The organism is Xanthobacter aminoxidans (genome assembly GCF_043193615.1).
Classification (GTDB): Bacteria; Pseudomonadota; Alphaproteobacteria; order Rhizobiales; family Xanthobacteraceae; genus Xanthobacter; species Xanthobacter aminoxidans.
In genome coordinates, this window is sequence record NZ_JBAFUS010000001.1 from 795,245 (window position 1) to 811,401 (window position 16,157).

The 16,157-nt window shown below is 69.0% G+C and carries 16 protein-coding genes; 9 read left to right on the forward strand and 7 right to left on the reverse strand.

What is annotated here, in order from left to right:
• Positions 1–31: 31 nt before the first annotated feature.
• The gene (gene petA / locus V5F74_RS03645) at positions 32–559 is read right to left on the reverse strand and encodes a ubiquinol-cytochrome c reductase iron-sulfur subunit (protein ID WP_024279759.1); all 528 of its coding nucleotides are present in this window, start codon (positions 557–559) and stop codon (positions 32–34) included.
• Positions 560–1,008: 449 nt separating this feature from the next.
• Between petA and V5F74_RS03650 the strand changes: the two genes are divergently transcribed.
• The 4 genes from V5F74_RS03650 (at position 1,009) to V5F74_RS03665 (ending at position 4,016) form a co-directional block, all read left to right on the forward strand.
• Positions 1,009–2,220: a beta-1,3-glucanase family protein gene (locus V5F74_RS03650; protein WP_394006310.1), complete on the forward strand. Its 1,212-nt coding sequence runs from the start codon at positions 1,009–1,011 to the stop codon at positions 2,218–2,220.
• Positions 2,221–2,262: 42 nt separating this feature from the next.
• Complete coding sequence (locus tag V5F74_RS03655; RefSeq protein WP_394006312.1) at positions 2,263–2,727, forward strand: tRNA (cytidine(34)-2'-O)-methyltransferase; 465 nt, start codon at positions 2,263–2,265, stop codon at positions 2,725–2,727.
• 80 nt (positions 2,728–2,807) lie between these two features.
• Positions 2,808–3,734, forward strand: a complete 927-nt coding sequence (hemF, locus tag V5F74_RS03660; RefSeq protein ID WP_394006314.1) for an oxygen-dependent coproporphyrinogen oxidase — start codon at positions 2,808–2,810, stop codon at positions 3,732–3,734.
• Positions 3,735–3,806: 72 nt separating this feature from the next.
• The gene (locus V5F74_RS03665) at positions 3,807–4,016 is read left to right on the forward strand and encodes a DUF2158 domain-containing protein (protein ID WP_024279764.1); all 210 of its coding nucleotides are present in this window, start codon (positions 3,807–3,809) and stop codon (positions 4,014–4,016) included.
• A 3-nt stretch (positions 4,017–4,019) separates the two neighbouring features.
• Here the strand turns inward: V5F74_RS03665 and V5F74_RS03670 are convergent, their stop codons facing one another.
• Genes V5F74_RS03670 through V5F74_RS03685 form a run of 4 tightly spaced genes read right to left on the reverse strand, consistent with a single transcriptional unit; the run spans position 4,020 to position 6,770 of the window.
• On the reverse strand, positions 4,020–5,258 hold the full coding sequence (locus V5F74_RS03670; RefSeq protein WP_394006316.1) for a CCA tRNA nucleotidyltransferase: 1,239 nt from the start codon (positions 5,256–5,258) through the stop codon (positions 4,020–4,022).
• A complete protein-coding gene (locus V5F74_RS03675) occupies positions 5,255–5,515 on the reverse strand; it encodes a DUF6111 family protein (RefSeq protein ID WP_394006318.1) in 261 nt (86 codons plus the stop codon). The genes V5F74_RS03670 and V5F74_RS03675 overlap by 4 nt, the downstream gene beginning before the upstream one ends.
• Positions 5,515–6,192: a CoA pyrophosphatase gene (locus V5F74_RS03680; RefSeq protein ID WP_394006320.1), complete on the reverse strand. Its 678-nt coding sequence runs from the start codon at positions 6,190–6,192 to the stop codon at positions 5,515–5,517. The genes V5F74_RS03675 and V5F74_RS03680 overlap by 1 nt, the downstream gene beginning before the upstream one ends.
• Positions 6,192–6,770, reverse strand: coding sequence for a DUF1285 domain-containing protein (locus tag V5F74_RS03685; RefSeq protein WP_394006321.1), 579 nt, complete (start codon positions 6,768–6,770; stop codon positions 6,192–6,194). The genes V5F74_RS03680 and V5F74_RS03685 overlap by 1 nt, the downstream gene beginning before the upstream one ends.
• Positions 6,771–7,228: 458 nt before the next feature.
• On the opposite strand from V5F74_RS03685, the gene V5F74_RS03690 reads away from it, so the two are divergent.
• From V5F74_RS03690 to V5F74_RS03710, 5 genes are all read left to right on the forward strand, one after another.
• Positions 7,229–8,230: an AAA family ATPase gene (locus tag V5F74_RS03690; RefSeq protein ID WP_024279769.1), complete on the forward strand. Its 1,002-nt coding sequence runs from the start codon at positions 7,229–7,231 to the stop codon at positions 8,228–8,230.
• 32 nt (positions 8,231–8,262) lie between these two features.
• On the forward strand, positions 8,263–9,228 hold the full coding sequence (locus V5F74_RS03695; RefSeq protein WP_024279770.1) for a DUF58 domain-containing protein: 966 nt from the start codon (positions 8,263–8,265) through the stop codon (positions 9,226–9,228).
• Positions 9,228–12,059: a DUF4159 domain-containing protein gene (locus V5F74_RS03700; RefSeq protein WP_029557854.1), complete on the forward strand. Its 2,832-nt coding sequence runs from the start codon at positions 9,228–9,230 to the stop codon at positions 12,057–12,059. Before V5F74_RS03695 ends, V5F74_RS03700 begins: the two co-directional genes overlap by 1 nt.
• A gap of 16 nt (positions 12,060–12,075) precedes the next feature.
• Positions 12,076–14,142, forward strand: a complete 2,067-nt coding sequence (locus V5F74_RS03705; RefSeq protein ID WP_394006324.1) for a hypothetical protein — start codon at positions 12,076–12,078, stop codon at positions 14,140–14,142.
• 100 nt (positions 14,143–14,242) lie between these two features.
• Entirely contained in the window at positions 14,243–14,377 is a 135-nt protein-coding gene (locus tag V5F74_RS03710) for a hypothetical protein (RefSeq protein WP_280938448.1), read from the forward strand.
• A 47-nt stretch (positions 14,378–14,424) separates the two neighbouring features.
• Here V5F74_RS03710 and V5F74_RS03715 read toward each other — a convergent pair whose 3' ends face one another.
• Positions 14,425–15,240 carry an ABC transporter permease gene (locus V5F74_RS03715; protein ID WP_024279773.1) on the reverse strand — a complete coding sequence of 272 codons (816 nt, stop codon included), beginning with the start codon at positions 15,238–15,240 and terminating at the stop codon, positions 14,425–14,427.
• Positions 15,237–16,154, reverse strand: coding sequence for an ABC transporter permease subunit (locus tag V5F74_RS03720; RefSeq protein WP_051679140.1), 918 nt, complete (start codon positions 16,152–16,154; stop codon positions 15,237–15,239). Before V5F74_RS03720 ends, V5F74_RS03715 begins: the two co-directional genes overlap by 4 nt.
• Positions 16,155–16,157 lie beyond the last annotated feature (3 nt).

Genomic DNA, 16,157 nt, shown 5'->3' on the forward strand with positions numbered 1-16,157 from the left:
AACCTTTTTGAAAGCGGCGACGATGCGCGCGTCAGCCGATCACGATCTTGGTGTCGGTGGTGAAGGCGTAGGGCGGCAATTCGAGATTGAGCGGCGCCGGTCCCTGCCGGATGCGGCCGGAGGTGTCGTACACCGAGCCGTGGCAGGGGCAGAACCAGCCGTTGTACTGGCCCTGGTGGCCAAGCGGCACGCAGCCGAGATGGGTGCAGATGCCGATCACCACCAGCCACTGGTCCTTGCCGGCCTTCACACGCGCCGAATCGGGCTGCGGGTCTTTCAGGTCAGACAGGGGGGTGTCCACCGCCGACTTGATCTCCGCCGGTGTGCGGTGGGAGATGAAGATCGGCTTGCCGCGCCACTGCACCGTAACGATCTGGCCTTCAGCGATGGGGGAGAGGTCCACCTCGGTGGTGGACAGCGCGAGCACGGACGCATCGGGCTGGAGCTGGGAGATGAAGGGCCACGCCATGGCGGCGGCACCGACGGCGCCCACGGCACCGGTTGCGATGTAGAGGAAGTCCCGACGCGTCGTCGTGTCCGACGTCTCCGTATGTGCCACGGCGCAGTCCCCGATAGTGTTGTCGTCCCGACGCACGTCCCGCAACCGCCGGCCGCGCGCAATGCTGCGGCCGCACGGACCTGCGAGCCGCCAATTTCAAGCGCCTCTAATTGCACCCTAGCCCCATCTTGTCCAGATCATGGCGATGCGGCACGCGGTCCTGCACTGCGACAGATCCATGTCGTTGCGCAAGGTCATGTGGGGAACGACGCCGGGCAGCCCGCCGGGCGGTCGCGCTCCAGGATTGCGCCCGCGGATATAAAGCGGCCCCAGCACCCGACTTATGGCTAAGATCAAGCATTGCGCGACGTTCGGCCGACCGGTAGCTTGGCAGTGCTTTCCGTTTGCGCACTCTGCCTCGTCCCGCCCGCGTCGGCCCCACCCGCCCGGACCGCGAAAGCGAGTGTGCCCTGCGCACCGCACAACCATATGATCCGGGGGAGAAACTCATGACGAAACGTATTCTGGCTTGCCTGGCGGCAGTGGCCGGCATCGGCGCGGCGGGGGCCGCCCATGCCCAGACGGTCCCGGTGACGATCGTCAACAACACCGGCATTACCGGTAAGATGTACATCACGGTCTATGGCCAGGACCCGGCCAACCCGACCTCCTATCTGGTCAGCGACGCGACCGGAAAGACCAAGCCGCTGAACACCCAGAACAACACGCCGACCGACTATGGCTTCAATACTGCGTCGACCAGCACATATACGTTCAACGTTCCGCGCCTGAATTCCGGGCGGATCTATATTTCCTTCTGCCAGCCCTCCTATCTCACGGTCACTCCGACGGGCAACGGCAGCGGCCCTCTGGCGCCCAATTCGCCGGCGCCCTGGAACACGTCCAGCAAGAACCACACCTCGGTAATCGACTTCGCCGAATACACCTGGGGGCCGGACAACAATTTCAACGTCAACACGACGCAGGTGGACTCGCTGGGCATCCCCATGAAGATGGTCCTGCAGAACGCGTCGCAGACGGTGACGGCCGGCTTCACGGATGCCAACTCGTCGCAAACGGTCGTCAAGACGCTCGTCGCCACCCCGCCATGGAGCACGCTTCTCATCACGGACAGCAAGGGGCGCCCGACCCAGGTGCTCAGCCCCAACCATGGCATGGAAGCAGGGTACAAATTCCCCACCAATTACTGGGACAGCTACGTCAACCTGGTCCTCGCCACCTATTCCAAGGCCGGGAAGAGCTTCACCCTGAACAACCAGGTCGGGAGCGTCACGACCCCTTACACTGGAACGACCTCCGCCACCCAGATCACACTGACGCCCACGGGGGGCACCAACAAGACGGTCTTCAACAAGCCGACGTCCAAGGACCTCTGGCAGAATGGTCCCACATTCGCCAGCGGCGATGCGGGGCCGGTTCCGAGCCTGCAGCGGTGGATGCAGGCGGCGTTCCTCCGCTCGACCTTCATCAACAGCACCAACAGCATCTCGAACTGCTCTGTGAAGCCGTACCAGGGGCTGCCGCAGAACCTCTATTCCCAGACCATCCACGCCGCATCGCTCAACGGAAAGGCCTATACCTTCCCTTATGACGATGTGTGCGAGCAGAGCAGCTACAACTCGGTCCCCGCGCCGACCAAGCTGACGCTCACCCTGTTCCCGCTCAATTCAACGTGGAACAAGATGACCTGCAGCAACTGACCTGACGACCCGCTCCGGCGGCGTCCCCGCCGGAGCCTTTCCTTGACCCTGCGCATCGCCCTCTATTGCCCGGACATCGCGCAGAATGCCGGTGCCATCCTGCGCACCGGCGCCTGCCTCGGGGCAGAGGTGCACATCATCGAGCCCGCAGGCTTCCCGGTGGGCGACGCCGGGTTCCGCCGTGCGGGGATGGACTATATCGACCAGGTGGTCTGGCGGCGGCACGCCTCCTTCACCGCCTTCGATGCGGAGCGGCGTGCCGAGGGCCGGCGCCTCGTCCTCCTCACCACCACCGGTGCGGAGCCTCTGTTCGGCTTTCCCTTCCAGAGCGACGACGTGATCCTGTTCGGCCGCGAGTCCGCCGGTGTGCCGCCCGAGGTTCATGCCGCGGCGGATGCGCGCGTGCGCATTCCCATGCGGCCGGGCGTGCGCTCGCTCAATGTCGCTGTCAGCGCCGGCATCGTCCTCGCCGAAGCGCTCAGGCAGACCGGTGGCCTGCCCGCCTGAGCTTTCTTCCGCCGCGGGGAGGCGATAGAAGCGCCGCCAGCCAGAAGAACATCGGAGGCGGAACGCCCATGGAAAACCCCGTGCCCCCCGTTTCCGTCCCTGCCGAGGCCGGCAACGCGCTGCTCGATGCCCGCCGTGCCGAGGCCCGCGCCTGGTTCGAGGACTTGCAGGGCCGCATCATCGCCGCCTTCGAGGCGCTGGAGGACGCCGCCGATCCCGCGCTCTACGGCCCCTCCCCTGCCCGCTTCGTCCGGACCCCCTGGGTGCGCACCGATCACACCGGCGCGCCGGGCGGCGGCGGCACCATGGCCCTCATGCGCGGCCGGCTGTTCGAGAAGGTGGGCGTGCATACCTCCACCGTATTCGGCGAGTTCGCCCCCGAGTTCCGCGCCCAGATCCCCGGCGCAGCGGACGATCCGAGCTTCTGGGCCTCCGGCATCTCGCTCATCGCCCACATGGCGAACCCGCACGTGCCGGCCGTGCACATGAACACGCGGTTCGTCGTCACCACCAAGGCGTGGTTCGGCGGCGGCGCGGACCTGACCCCCGTGCTTGCCCGGCGGCGCACGCAGGAGGATGAAGACACCATCGCCTTCCACAAGGCCATGGAAGCGGCCTGTACCGCCCACAAGGTGGCGGACTATGCCCGCTACAAGGCGTGGTGCGACGACTATTTCTTCCTCAAGCACCGCAACGAGATGCGCGGCATCGGCGGCATCTTCTACGATTATCTCGATTCCGCCGCCGCCGGTACCGGCCGCTGGGAGGACGATCTCGCCTTCACCCGCGACGTGGGCCTCGCCTTCCTCGACGTCTATCCCCGCCTCGTGCGCGCCAACATGGCGACACCGTGGACTGAGGAGGACCGGGAGGAGCAGCTCATCCGCCGCGGGCGCTATGTGGAATTCAACCTGCTCTATGACCGCGGCACGATCTTCGGCCTCCGCACGGGCGGCAATGTGGATTCGATCCTCTCCTCCATGCCCCCGGTGGTGAAGTGGCCGTGATCCGCCCGTCATGAATGCGCATTAAGGCTGCTGCTGCGCTGGCCCCTTCGCGGCCGGCCCGGAGAAACAGCCATGGCGTTCGCCCCCGGAGATATCGTCCAGCTCAAGTCCGGCAGCCCCGCCCTTACCGTCGTCACCGCCTCCGAGACGGAGATTTCGGTGGTGTGGTTCGCCGAGGACGTGAGCGAGTTCCGCAAGGATACCCTTCCCGCCATCGCGGTCGAGAAGCTCGAGATCGCCGATTTCGAGGAAGAGGACGAGGAAGAAGACGACGAGGACTGAGCCTTACAAAGGCCCTTCATCCGCGGCGATCGCCGCCCGCAGCAGGGCGGCGATGTGGCCGGGCTCCTCGGGGAAGCCAGCGTCGATCCAGTCCGCTTCCGCCCGCCGCAGGGCGGCCCCGAGCGCCCGTCCCGGCTTGAGGCCCAACGCAATCAGATCATCCGCGCGGAACGGGGCACGCGGCACCGCCCATTGAGCGGCCAGCCGGCCGATCCGCTCCATGCCCGGCCGCCCGTGCGCCGCCGCCAGCAGGGCGCGCTCGCGCGCCGCTTCCGCCCCCGTCCGGTAGATGAACGCCTGCGCCGCCGCGTCGTCGGCCATGTCCGGCACAGGGCCGGCCATGAGGGCGAGGCGCCGCCCCTCGGCATTGGACAGGCGCAGTTTTCCGCGCAGCCGCTCGGCATCGTCCGGCACCCGCACCGCAAGGACGGCGAGACGGCGGATGGCATCGGCCGGCACGTCCCAGCCCTCCGCGCGCCACAGCGCCTCGATCTCCACCAGCCGCGCGAACGCCCGGGCATCGGCGATGCCGCCGATCAGCGGCTGGATCAGGCCCGCGTCGCTCATGACGGCAAGGGTCGCCGCCGCCCCCGGCGCGAGGAGCAGCTTCAGCAGTTCCGCCCGCACCCGCTCGTGGGACAAGGCGAGCAGGCCCTGCCGCAAACGCACGGCACCGGAGAATGCCGCCTTGTCCACCGGGCCGTCCCCATAGGCCGCGTGGAAGCGGAACAGACGCAGGATGCGCAGGTAATCCTCGCGAATGCGCGCGTCCGGCGAGCCGATGAAGCGGATTTTCCGCGCCTCGAGGTCCGCAAGGCCGCCCACGAGGTCCACCACCGTGCCGTCCGGCGCCGCATAGAGCGCGTTCAGGGTGAAGTCCCGCCGCTCGGCATCGTGCTGCCAGCTCCGGCCGAAGCGCACCACCGCCCGCCTGCCGTCCGTCTCCACATCCTCGCGCAGGGTGGTGACCTCATAGCCGTGATGGCCGGACACCACGGTGACAGTGCCATGCTCGATGCCGGTCGGCACCGCCTTGAGGCCGGCGCGGGCGGCGCGGTCGGCGACCTCCTGTGGCGGGGCGGTGGTCGCAATGTCGACGTCGATCACCGGCAGGCCGAGGAGGGCGTTGCGCACCGCACCGCCAACCACTCGCGCCTCCTCCCCGCCGCCATTCAGCACGGCGAGCAGGGGCGAAAGGCCCGGTGTGGTCCAGAACGGCGCGCCGGCAACGCTGACAGTCATTCGAAATGCCCCGGCACGAACGCGCCATCTCTGGTCTGGGCGGGAACGTAGTGGGCGCCGGGCGGGGCCACGCGATCATGCTCGAACAGGAACAGGCCCAGCGCCACCAGCCCGACGGCCGCCACCGAGGCCACCGCGAGGGCGCGCGGCGACCAGTTGGCCGGTACGACCGATCCCTTGGTCGCGAGCAGCAGGGCGCCGTAGAGCAGGAACGGCGTGAGAAAGAGAGCGAGTTCGATGAGCAGGCTGCGCGCCATCAGGCGTAGACCTTCTCGTAGAGATTGCGCAGCATGCCCGCGGTTGCGCCCCAAATGTTATGCCCCTCGAACGGCATCACATAGAAATGCCGCAGCGTGCCCTTCCATTCCCGCGACTGGCGCTCATGGTTGCGTGGGCTCATGAGAAAGCCGAGCGGCACCTCGAACGCCTCGTCCACCTCGGCGGGATTGAGCGTGAGCGTGTAGGCCGGGTCCACCAGCCCCACCACCGGAACGATCCAGAAGCCGGTACCGGAGAGGTAGCCGTCCAGAAATCCCAAGGGCTGCACCAGCGCCGAATCGAGTCCCACCTCCTCGCGCGCCTCCCGCAGGGCCGCGTCGATCTCGTCCTTGTCACCGGGATCGATGCGCCCGCCGGGAAAGGCCACCTGCCCCGCATGCTGTGAGAGGTGCGACGATCTGAGCGTGAGCAGGATGGTCGGCTCCGGCCGGGCGATGACCGGTACGAGCACGGCGGCGTGCCGCGGGCGATCCTGCGGAATGAGGCTCACCTTCTCCGGCTGCAAGGCATGGTCGCCATTCAGCGCGAGAAAGTCGCTTTCCGAATAGAAGGGAGGCGGCTCCCGCGACAGGCGCTCACCCGCACGGCGCAGGAAATCGGCGAGGCTGTCACCGGCGCTGTTGGCCCCGGAAAATGCATCATCGGACACCCGCATCAGTCCAGTCCCAGTTCGGCTGCCGGAAGAATGGGGAAGAAGAGCCCGCCCGACGCCACGCCGAACATGGGGACGCCGCCCTCCTCCCGCACCTCCCCGAGGTCCATCAGGTCGAGATGGACGGCGCGCGACAGCCGCGCCTCCAGCCCCCGCCGGACATGCAGGTAGGGGACCACCTCGCCCACCCCGTCGCCGCGGGCGAAGCGCAGCTCGTGGCCCGGGCCACAGCGCACCACGTCGTCCAGATTGGTGCGGAAGACGAGGGCGCGATTCGGGTCGCTGCGCCCGGCCGCATCCGGCTCAGACGCGGATTCCACGGCCAGATCCACGGCAAGAAACGGAGCATCCTCGACCCGAATGCCCACCTTCTCCACCGGCGTCTTCAGCACGAAGCGCTCGCCCTCCCGTGCCAGCACGGAGGCGAACAGCTTCACCAGCGCCGGGCGGGTGATGGGGGTGCCCATGTAGGTCCAGCTTCCATCGGCGCGGATCACCATGTCCATGTCACCGCAATCGGGCGGGTTCCACAGCTCCACCGGGGCCGGACCTTTCCCGCCGCCGGCGCGCGCAGCCTCCATCAGCGCCTCCAGCCGGCCCGACGCAGATGGCGCCTCGGAAGTGGAGGGTGTGAGAGCTGGCGTGTCTGGCGTTGGGGCAGGCATCTGGTCTCCTTGGACCCGGTCACGCCGCAAAAGGCGGAAGCCTCGCGATGACGTGAGTGCGCCGCACCCGCACCACCTCCGCGGGGGCTCGACGGGCGCGCATCATATCGTAAGCTCTCTGTCCGGGTGGCGCGACGTTTGCAAGACTTCGCGAGACGGGCGTGTTCCGCTCCGTCCCAGACCGGCGCGTGGACCGGCCCGCCCGATGCCCGTTAAACAGGCAAAGGGTGGATCAGCCCAGCGGATGGGAGCTGGAGGCGTTTTGTTGCCGCTTTTGGCAGCAAGCTTGCGGTGCGTGTCCGGCGTGCAGGCAATTATGGCGTGCGGTTCGTGTTTGGCGTGCGGTTCGTATTTGGCGTGTAGGAGATGAGCATATGTCGGCTGCCGGCGAGACCTTTGACCTCGACCAGATGATCATCCGCAATGCGGAAGCCGCCGCCGCCCATGTGAAGGCTGCCCGCGCGGCCATCTCCAACGTCATCTTCGGCCAGGAGACGGTGGTGGAGCGCGCGCTCATCACCATCCTCGCCGGCGGCCATGCGCTGCTCGTGGGCGTGCCGGGCCTCGCCAAGACCAAGCTCGTGGACACCATGGGCACCGTGCTCGGCCTCGACGCCCGCCGCGTGCAGTTCACGCCGGACCTTATGCCCTCCGACATCCTCGGCGCCGAGGTGCTGGAGGAATCGGCCGGCGGCCGCCGCGCCTTCCGCTTTATCAAGGGGCCGATCTTCGCCCAGCTCCTGATGGCGGACGAGATCAACCGCGCCTCGCCGCGCACCCAGTCGGCCCTGCTGCAAGCCATGCAGGAATACCATGTCACCGTCGCCGGCGAGCGGCATGACCTGCCCAAGCCCTTCCACGTGCTCGCGACCCAGAACCCGCTGGAGCAGGAAGGCACCTATCCCCTCCCCGAGGCGCAGCTCGACCGCTTCCTGATGGAAATCGACGTCGATTATCCCGATCGCGACGCCGAGCGGCGCATCCTGTTCGAAACCACCTCGGCGGAGGAGCAGAAGCCCCGCGCCGCCATGACGGTGGACGATCTCGTCGCCGCCCAGCGCCTCGTCCGCCGCCTGCCCGTCGGCGAATCGGTGGTGGAAGCCATCCTCACCCTCGTCCGCTCGGCCCGTCCCGGCGCCGAAGGGCCGGAGCAGGCCTATATCGCCTGGGGTCCCGGCCCGCGCGCCAGCCAGGCGCTGATGCTGGCGGTGCGCGCCCGCGCCCTGCTGGACGGGCGCTATGCCCCCTCCCTCGACGACGTAGTGGCCCTCGCCGAGCCGGTGCTGAAGCACCGCATGGCGCTGACCTTCGCCGCCCGCGCCGAGCGCCAGAGCGTCACCGGCATCATTCGCCGCCTCACCGAGCGGCTCGGGTGAGCGCGGACAGGCCCGCGCCCATGGCCGCTCCCATGGCCAACGCCCCACAAAAAGGCGCGCCCGAGGACGCGCAGCGTCACGCCGTAGAGACGTCCGCCCTCGCCGCCGCAGACCTCGCGGCAGCCATGCCGCGCCTCGTCCTGGAGGCGCGCCGCATCGCCATGAGCGTGCAGCACGGCCTGCACGGGCGTCGGCGCTCGGGCACGGGTGAGAATTTCTGGCAGTACCGCCGTTTCGTGGACGGCGAGCCGGCCAATCGCGTGGACTGGCGCCGCTCCGCCCGCGACGATCATCTTTATGTCCGCGAGCGCGAGTGGGAGGCGAGCCACACGGTGTGGATCTGGCCGGATCTCTCGGCGTCCATGGACTATGCCTCCCGCGGACAGCCGCCGAAGCGCGAGCGGGCGCTGGTGGTGGCGTTCGCCCTCGCGGAGCTTCTGGTGAAGGGCGGCGAGCGCGTGGGCATTCCCGAATTGATGCGCCCCTCCGCCAACCGCCGCATCGTCGAGCGGATGGCCGAGGCCGTGGTGCTGGCGCCGCGCCTGCCTGCGAGCCTGCCGCCCGAGTTCGGCCCCTCGCCGCTCTCCGAGATCGTGCTGCTGAGCGATTTCTGGAGCCCGGCCGAAGAGGTCTCGGCCCGGCTTCACATGCTGGCCGCCTCGGGCGCCCACGGCCATCTGGTGCAGATCGTGGACCCGGCGGAGGAGACGTTTCCCTTCTCCGGCCGCATCGAGTTCCGCGAACCGGAGGGCGGCGACCGTCTCACCGTCGGCCGGGCCGAGAGCTGGAAGGCAGACTATGACGTGAAGCTGGCGGACCACCGTGCCCGTCTCCGCGCCGCCGCGGAACGGCTCGGCTGGAGCTTCGCCATCCACCGCACCGACCGGCCGGCGAGCGAAATGCTGCTTGCCCTGCACCAGCGCATGAGTGTGGGGGGCGGCCCGTCCGCCTTCCCCAAGGACGGCGGCCATGCCTTCGTCTCTGGAGGACCGGCCTGATGTTCGGTCTTCCCCTCGCCTTTTCCGCGCCGCTGCTGCTCACCGCCTTCCTGGCGCTGCCGCTGCTGTGGTTCCTGCTGCGCGTGGTGCCGCCGAAGCCGCGCGAGGTCAGCTTTCCCCCGTTGCGCCTGCTCCTGGGCATCACGCCCAAGGAGGAGAGCGCGGCGCGCACGCCGTGGTGGCTCACCGCGCTGCGGATGCTGCTGGCGGCCCTCGTCATCCTCGCCGCCGCCGGCCCCATCTGGAACCCACCAGCGACGGCGCCGACCGGCTCGGGGCCGCTTCTCATCGTCATCGATCAGGGCTGGCCCGCCGCCGCGAGCTGGGAGGCCCGCCGGAGCGCCGCGGCCGCCCTCATCGACGAGGCGGAGACCAACGGACGCGGGGTCGCCCTCATTCCCACCGGCGACGTGCCGCGCGAGGCGACCCTCTCCACTCCCGCAGCCGCGCGTGACCACCTGCGCTCGCTGGAGCCGGTGCCCTATGCGCCCGCCCGCAAGGAGGCGCTGGCGCTGGCCGGGCGCCTCCTCGGCACCGAGCCCAGCGCCGGCATCGTCTACATTTCCGATGGCGTGGACCTTGGCGCCGATCCCGACACCGCCCGCGCCTTCACCGATCTCGGCGCCGGCGCACGCCTGCTCGTGGTGGGCGGCGGCGTCGCCGCGCCGCTTGCCTTGGCCGGCGCGGAAAACGCTGCCGAGGCGCTCACGGTGAAGGTGCTGCGGCCGGCCTCCGGCGCCCCGCGCTCCGGCCGGGTGACGGCCCGCGACATGCGCGGCCTCGTGCTCGCCGAAGCCCCCTTCACCCTGCCCGAGGGCGCGAGCGAGGTGGACGCCCGCTTCGACCTGCCGGTGGAATTGCGCAACGAGGTGGCACGGCTGGAGATTGCCGGCGAGCACTCGGCCGGCGCCGTGCAGCTTCTCGACAAGCGCTGGCGGCGGCGCTCCGTGGGCGTCGTCTCCGGCACCTCCACCGACACCGGGCAGCCGCTCCTTGCGCCGACCTATTACCTCTCCCGCGCCCTCGGCCCGTTCGCCGACCTGCGCGTGGCGGAGACGGGATCGGCCACCGAGAACATCAACCGCTTCCTCGACCAGCGCCTGCCCGTGCTGGCGCTAACGGACGTGGGCACCATCCCGCCCGCCACCCGCAACCGCCTCGCCAAGTTCGTGGAAGACGGCGGCGTGCTGATCCGCTTCGCCGGGCCGCGCCTCGCCAATGCGCAGGACGATCTCCTGCCGGTGCGCCTGCGCCGGGGCGGCCGTGTGCTCGGCGGCTCCCTCTCGTGGGAAACGCCGCAGAAGCTCGGCTCCCTCACGCCGGAAGGTCCCTTCCGCGACATCAAGCCCGCCGACGACGTGACAGTGAACCGGCAGGTGCTCGCCGAGCCGGACGGCACGCTGGGCGACCGCACCTGGGCGACGCTCGCCGACGGCACACCCCTCGTCACCGGCACCCGTCGGGGCAAGGGCGCGCTGGTGCTGTTCCATGTCACCGGCGACACATCCTGGTCGAACCTCCCCCTTTCCGGCACATTCGTTGAGATGCTGCGCCACGTGGTTGCCCTGTCCGATGCCCCGCCCCCGCCCGAGACGGCGCCGGCGGACACCGCCATTCATCCCGCCGGCCGGCCGGATGTGGCGGCGCTGCCGCCCGCCCGCGTCCTCGACGGCTTCGGCGCCTTCCGCCCCGCCGGCCCCACCGCCCGCGCTTTGCCCGCCGACTATCGCGGCCGTTCCACTGCCGACCATCCGCCCGGCTTCTACGGCCCGCCGGACGGCCTCGTGGCGGTCAACACCCTGCTCCCCGCCGACCGGCCCAAGGCCCTCGACCTCGCGGCGCTGGGCGGGCGCACGGAGCCGTTGCAGGAGAGCGCGCCGCGCGACATGCGCGGGCCTATCCTCATCGGCGCCATGCTGCTGCTGCTGCTCGACGCTCTGGCGGTTCTGTTCCTCGCCGGCGGGCTCTCCCGCATGGGCGGAACGCGGCCGCGCCCAGGGGCCGCCGCCATCCTGCTCGCCGCCGTGATGCTGGGCGCCGCCGCCGGCGCCTTCCTGCCCGTCCCGGCTCGGGCCGACGACAGCTTCGCCTTGAAGGCCACCACGCAGACCCGCTTCGCCTATGTGGTGACGGGCGACAGCGAGGTGGACGACATTTCCCGCGCCGGCCTCGACGGGCTCGCCACCTTTCTCGCCCAGCGCACCGCGCTGCAGGCCGGCGAAGCCATGGGGGTGGATATCGCAAAGGACGAGCTCGCCTTCTTTCCCGTGCTCTACTGGCCCATCCTCGCCAATACGCCGGTGCCCGCGCAGCCGGTTCTGGCGCGCATCGACGCCTACATGAAGCAGGGCGGCACGGTGATCTTCGATACCCGCGACGCCATCGAATCCCCCGGCGGGCCCGGCGCGCCGCTCACCCCGGCGCAGGCGCGGCTGAAGGAGATTCTCTCCCGCCTCGACATCCCCGAGCTGGAGCCGGTGCCGCGCGACCACGTGCTCACCAAGGCCTTCTATCTGTTGAAGGACTTCCCCGGCCGCTTCACCGGCGGCACCACCTGGGTGGAGGCGCTCCCCGCCGCCCGCGACGATGCCGACCGCCCCGCCCGCGCCGGCGACGGCGTGTCCCCCGTCATCATCACCTCGAACGATCTGGCCGGCGCCTGGGCCGTCTCGCGTTCCGGCGAGCCCATGCTGCCGCTCACCCCCGGTGAGCCGCGCCAGCGCGAGATCGCCTTCCGGGCCGGCGCCAACATGGTGATGTACGTGTTGACCGGCAACTACAAGGCGGATCAGGTGCACGTGCCGGCGCTTCTGGAACGGCTGGGGCAGTGAGGAAGACATCCATCCGATGAGCTACGGCCTCACCTTCTCCCCCTTCCTGCCGCTGCCGGCGCTGATCGCGGTGGCGATCACTGCTGCTGTGCTGGCGGGGCTGCTGGTCTATTCCCGCACGCGTGGCTCGGTGTTCCGGGCGCTGGCGCTGGCAGTGGGCCTGCTGGCGCTCGCCAACCCCTCCTTCACCCGCGAGGAGCGCGAGCCGCTGTCTTCCGTTGTGGCGCTGGTGGTGGACAAGAGCCAGTCCCAATCCTTCGGCGAACGCACCCAGCAGACCGAGGCCGCCCGCGCCCAGCTCGCCGAGCGCCTGGGCAAGCTCTCCGGCGTCGAGGTGCGCACCATCGAGGCCGACGCGGGCGACGGTTCGGTGGACGGCACGCGCCTGTTCTCCGCCCTCTCGGCCGGCCTTGCCGATGTGCCGCCGGAGCGGGTGGCCGGCGCCATCATGATCACCGACGGGCGGGTTCACGACACGCCGGAGAATGCCGGCGCGCTGGGCTTTTCTGCCCCCGTCCACGCCCTCATCACCGGCCGCGCCGGCGAGCGGGACCGCCGCGTGGCGCTGGAGAAGACGCCGCGCTTCGGCATCGTCGGCCAGAAGCAGACCATCACCTTCAAGGTGACGGACGAAGGCGCGCCGGCCGGCGCCCGCGTGCCCGTCACCATCCGCCGCGACGGCGAAGTCATCGGCCGCCCCACCGTCACCACCGGGCGCAGCGCCAGCATCGACGTGGATATCACCCACGCCGGCCCCAACATCGTCGAGTTCGAGGTGCCCCCGCTCGAGGGCGAGCCGACGCAGGTGAACAACCGCACCGCCGTCGCCATCGACGGCGTGCGCGACAAGCTGCGCGTGCTCCTCGTCTCCGGTGAGCCGAACGTGGGCGAGCGCACCTGGCGCAACCTGCTCAAGAGCGACGCCAATGTGGACCTCGTCCACTTCACCATCCTGCGCCCGCCGGAGAAGCAGGACGGCACGCCCATCAACGAGCTCTCGCTGATCGCCTTTCCGACCCGCGAGCTGTTCCAGACCAAGATCAAGGATTTCGACCTCATCATCTTCGATCGCTACGCCCAGCAGGGCGTGCTGCCGCAGATCTATTTCGACAACATCGTGCGCTACGTGCGCGCCGGCGGCGCCGTGCTGGTGGCCGCGGGCACGGACTTCCTCGACACCGGCTCGCTCTACAACACGCCTCTGGAGGAAATCCTTCCCGGCATACCGCGCGGCGAGGCCACCGACGCGCCCTATCACGCCAAGCTCACCGACCCCGGCAAGCGCCATCCCGTCACCCGCAACCTGCCGGGATCGGAGAGCGACCCGCCCCACTGGAGCCGCTTCTTCCGTGTGATCGACGCGCAGGCGCGCTCCGGCACCAGCCTCATGTCCGCGCCCGGCGACAAGCCGGTGCTGCTTGTGGACCGGGTGGGCGAGGGCCGCGTCGCCCTCCTCCTCTCCGACCACATCTGGCTGTGGGCGCGCGGCTACGAGGGCGGCGGCCCGCACATCGACCTGCTCCGCCGTCTCTCCCACTGGCTGATGAAGGAGCCGGACCTGGAGGAGGAGCGCCTCAAGCTCACGGTTTCCGGCCGCGACCTGGTGGTGGAGCGCCAGACCATGGCGGACCAGGTGCCGCCCGCCACCGTCACCACGCCCTCCGGCGCGCTGCGCACCCTCACCCTCGCCCAGGTCGAGCCCGGCCTGTGGCAGGCCAAGACGCCGGCGGACGAACTGGGCCTGTGGCGGGCACAGAACGGCACGCTGAACGCCCTCGCCAATATCGGCCCCCTGAACCCGAAGGAGTTCGCCGAGGTGACGAGCACCCGCGACGTGCTCGCCCCCATCGCGGCGGCCACGGGCGGCGGCGTGTGGCGGCTCGCCGATCTCAACGGGCAGGTGCCGCGCCTCGTGCAGGTCTCCGCCTCGGACCGGCTCGCCGGCGAGGACTGGATGGGGCTGAAGACGCGGGACGTCTCGGTGGTGCGCGGCATCGGCCTGTTCCCGATGTTCGCGGGTCTCTCGGGCCTGCTCCTGCTGCTCGGCGTCATCACCGCCGCCTGGGTGCGCGAGGGCCGCTGAGGCTGCCTTCCGGGCGCGGGCCTGGGATGCCGATACTTAAGGTTATGGTTAACGATTTGCTGCCACGCTCCCGGAAACTCGCACACTTGGAGCGTGTTGCATGGCGTCCGCCGCCTCCGTATCCGCCGACCGCAACCGTGGGATCGCGCTGCTGATGGGCGGAGCGATGCTGGCTGGCGGCCTGCTGCTCATGGTCCAGATCGTGACCGCCTTCAGCGCCTTTGCCGCCGTCTGAACGGACAGCACCGGGAATGGGCGCGCTGCGCGCCCTCGCGATGCCCCCTATTGCAGCGCCGCCCGCTCCTCGGCCTCACGCTGGCTCTCGGCCCGCTTTGTGACGATGGAGGCAATGATGACCACCACCGTCACAATGGCGATGAGGATGGTGCAGACCGCGTTGATCTCCGGCGTCACGCCGAGGCGCACCTGCGAATAGATGCGCATGGGCAGCGTGGTGGCGCCGGGTCCGGTGGTGAAGCTCGCGATCACCAGATCATCCAGCGACAGGGTGAAGGCCAGCATGAAGCCGGACACCACCGCCGGCAGGATGAGCGGCAGGGTGATCTTGAAGAAGGTCTGGAACGGCGGGCAGCCGAGATCCAGCGCCGCTTCCTCCAGCGTGCGATCGAAGGTGACGAGGCGCGACTGCACCACAACGGCCACGAAGCACATGGTGAAGGTGATGTGGGCGAGCAGCACGGTCCAGAAGCCGCGGTCGAAATTCACCGCCACGAACAGCAGCAGCAGCGACAGGCCGGTGATGACCTCGGGCATGACGAGGGGCGCGTAGATCATGCCCGAGAACAGCGTGCGCCCGCCGAATCGCCCATAGCGGGTGAGCGCCAGCGCCGCCATGGTGCCGAGCACGGTTGCGGCCAGCGAGGAGAAGAAGGCGATGCGCAACGTCACCCAGGCAGCATCAATGAGCTGCTCGTTCTCCAGCAAAGACCAGTACCATTGGGTGGAGAAACCGGCCCAGACGGTGACAAGTCTTGACGCGTTGAAAGAGTAGATCACCAACAGAATGATTGGAATGTAGAGGAAGGCGAAGCCCAGCACGATGGACGTGACGTTGAACCAGGTGAGGCCTTTTCTCATTTGCCTGCCTCCAGTTCGCGCTGCTGGATGTTCTGGTAGATCACGATGGGGATCACCAGCACGAGCAGCAGCAGCACCGCCACCGCCGAGGAGACGGTCCAGGAGCGGTTCACAGTGAATTCGGTCCACAGCGACTTGCCGATCATCAGCGTGTCGGAGCCGCCAAGAAGATCAGGGATCACGAACTCGCCCACCGCCGGGATGAAGCACAGCAGCGCGCCGGCGGCGACGCCGGGAAGGGAGAGCGGGAAGGTGATCTTCCAGAAGGCCTTCACCGGCGGGCAGCCGAGATCGGCCGCGGCTTCGAGAAGTGTGAGGTCGAGCTTCTCCAGCGCCGAATAGAGCGGCAGCACCATGAACGGCAGGTAGGAATAGACGATGCCGATATAGACCGCGAGATTGGTATTCAGGATCTCCAGCGGCGTGTCGATGACCCCCAGCGACATCAGCCCCTGATTGAGCAGACCCTCCGGCGAGAGGATGCCGATCCATGCGTAGACGCGGATGAGGAACGAGGTCCAGAAGGGCAGGATCACCAGCATCAGCAGCGTCGGCTGAATGGAGCGCGGCGCCCGCGCCATGGCGTAGGCGATGGGGTATCCAACCAGCAGCAGCAGGATCGTCGAGATGGAGGCGATGATGAGGCTGGAGCCGTAGGCGGCGAGGAATTCGTTCGAGAAATCCAGCACGTAGCCGTAATTGGCGAGGGAAAGCTGCGACAGGAAGTCGGTCAGGCCCGAAAGGCCGTTGGAGAGATCGAGTTGCGGCGCATAGGGCGGCTGGGCCACCACGTCCTGCGACAGCGAGATCTTGAAGACGATGAGGAAGGGCGCCAGGAACAGCGCCAGAAGCCACAGATAGGGAACCGCGATCACGAACCAGCGGCCCCGTCCCTTTTCTCCCGCCATGGCCATGAC

Excerpts from the sequence above, each read along its gene's own strand:
- V5F74_RS03675 (WP_394006318.1), bottom strand. The coding sequence starts at position 5,515 with ATGGCGCGCAGCCTGCTCATCGAACTCGCTCTCTTTCTCACGCCGTTC.
- V5F74_RS03685 (WP_394006321.1), bottom strand. The coding sequence starts at position 6,770 with ATGGAGGCTGCGCGCGCCGGCGGCGGGAAAGGTCCGGCCCCGGTGGAG.
- V5F74_RS03680 (WP_394006320.1), bottom strand. The coding sequence starts at position 6,192 with ATGCGGGTGTCCGATGATGCATTTTCCGGGGCCAACAGCGCCGGTGAC.
- V5F74_RS03670 (WP_394006316.1), bottom strand. The coding sequence starts at position 5,258 with ATGACTGTCAGCGTTGCCGGCGCGCCGTTCTGGACCACACCGGGCCTT.
- V5F74_RS03695 (WP_024279770.1), top strand. The coding sequence starts at position 8,263 with ATGGCCAACGCCCCACAAAAAGGCGCGCCCGAGGACGCGCAGCGTCAC.
- V5F74_RS03720 (WP_051679140.1), bottom strand. The coding sequence starts at position 16,154 with ATGGCCATGGCGGGAGAAAAGGGACGGGGCCGCTGGTTCGTGATCGCG.
- V5F74_RS03710 (WP_280938448.1), top strand. The coding sequence starts at position 14,243 with ATGGCGTCCGCCGCCTCCGTATCCGCCGACCGCAACCGTGGGATCGCG.
- V5F74_RS03715 (WP_024279773.1), bottom strand. The coding sequence starts at position 15,240 with ATGAGAAAAGGCCTCACCTGGTTCAACGTCACGTCCATCGTGCTGGGC.
- V5F74_RS03650 (WP_394006310.1), top strand. The coding sequence starts at position 1,009 with ATGACGAAACGTATTCTGGCTTGCCTGGCGGCAGTGGCCGGCATCGGC.
- V5F74_RS03665 (WP_024279764.1), top strand. The coding sequence starts at position 3,807 with ATGGCGTTCGCCCCCGGAGATATCGTCCAGCTCAAGTCCGGCAGCCCC.
- V5F74_RS03705 (WP_394006324.1), top strand. The coding sequence starts at position 12,076 with ATGAGCTACGGCCTCACCTTCTCCCCCTTCCTGCCGCTGCCGGCGCTG.
- V5F74_RS03700 (WP_029557854.1), top strand. The coding sequence starts at position 9,228 with ATGTTCGGTCTTCCCCTCGCCTTTTCCGCGCCGCTGCTGCTCACCGCC.
- V5F74_RS03690 (WP_024279769.1), top strand. The coding sequence starts at position 7,229 with ATGTCGGCTGCCGGCGAGACCTTTGACCTCGACCAGATGATCATCCGC.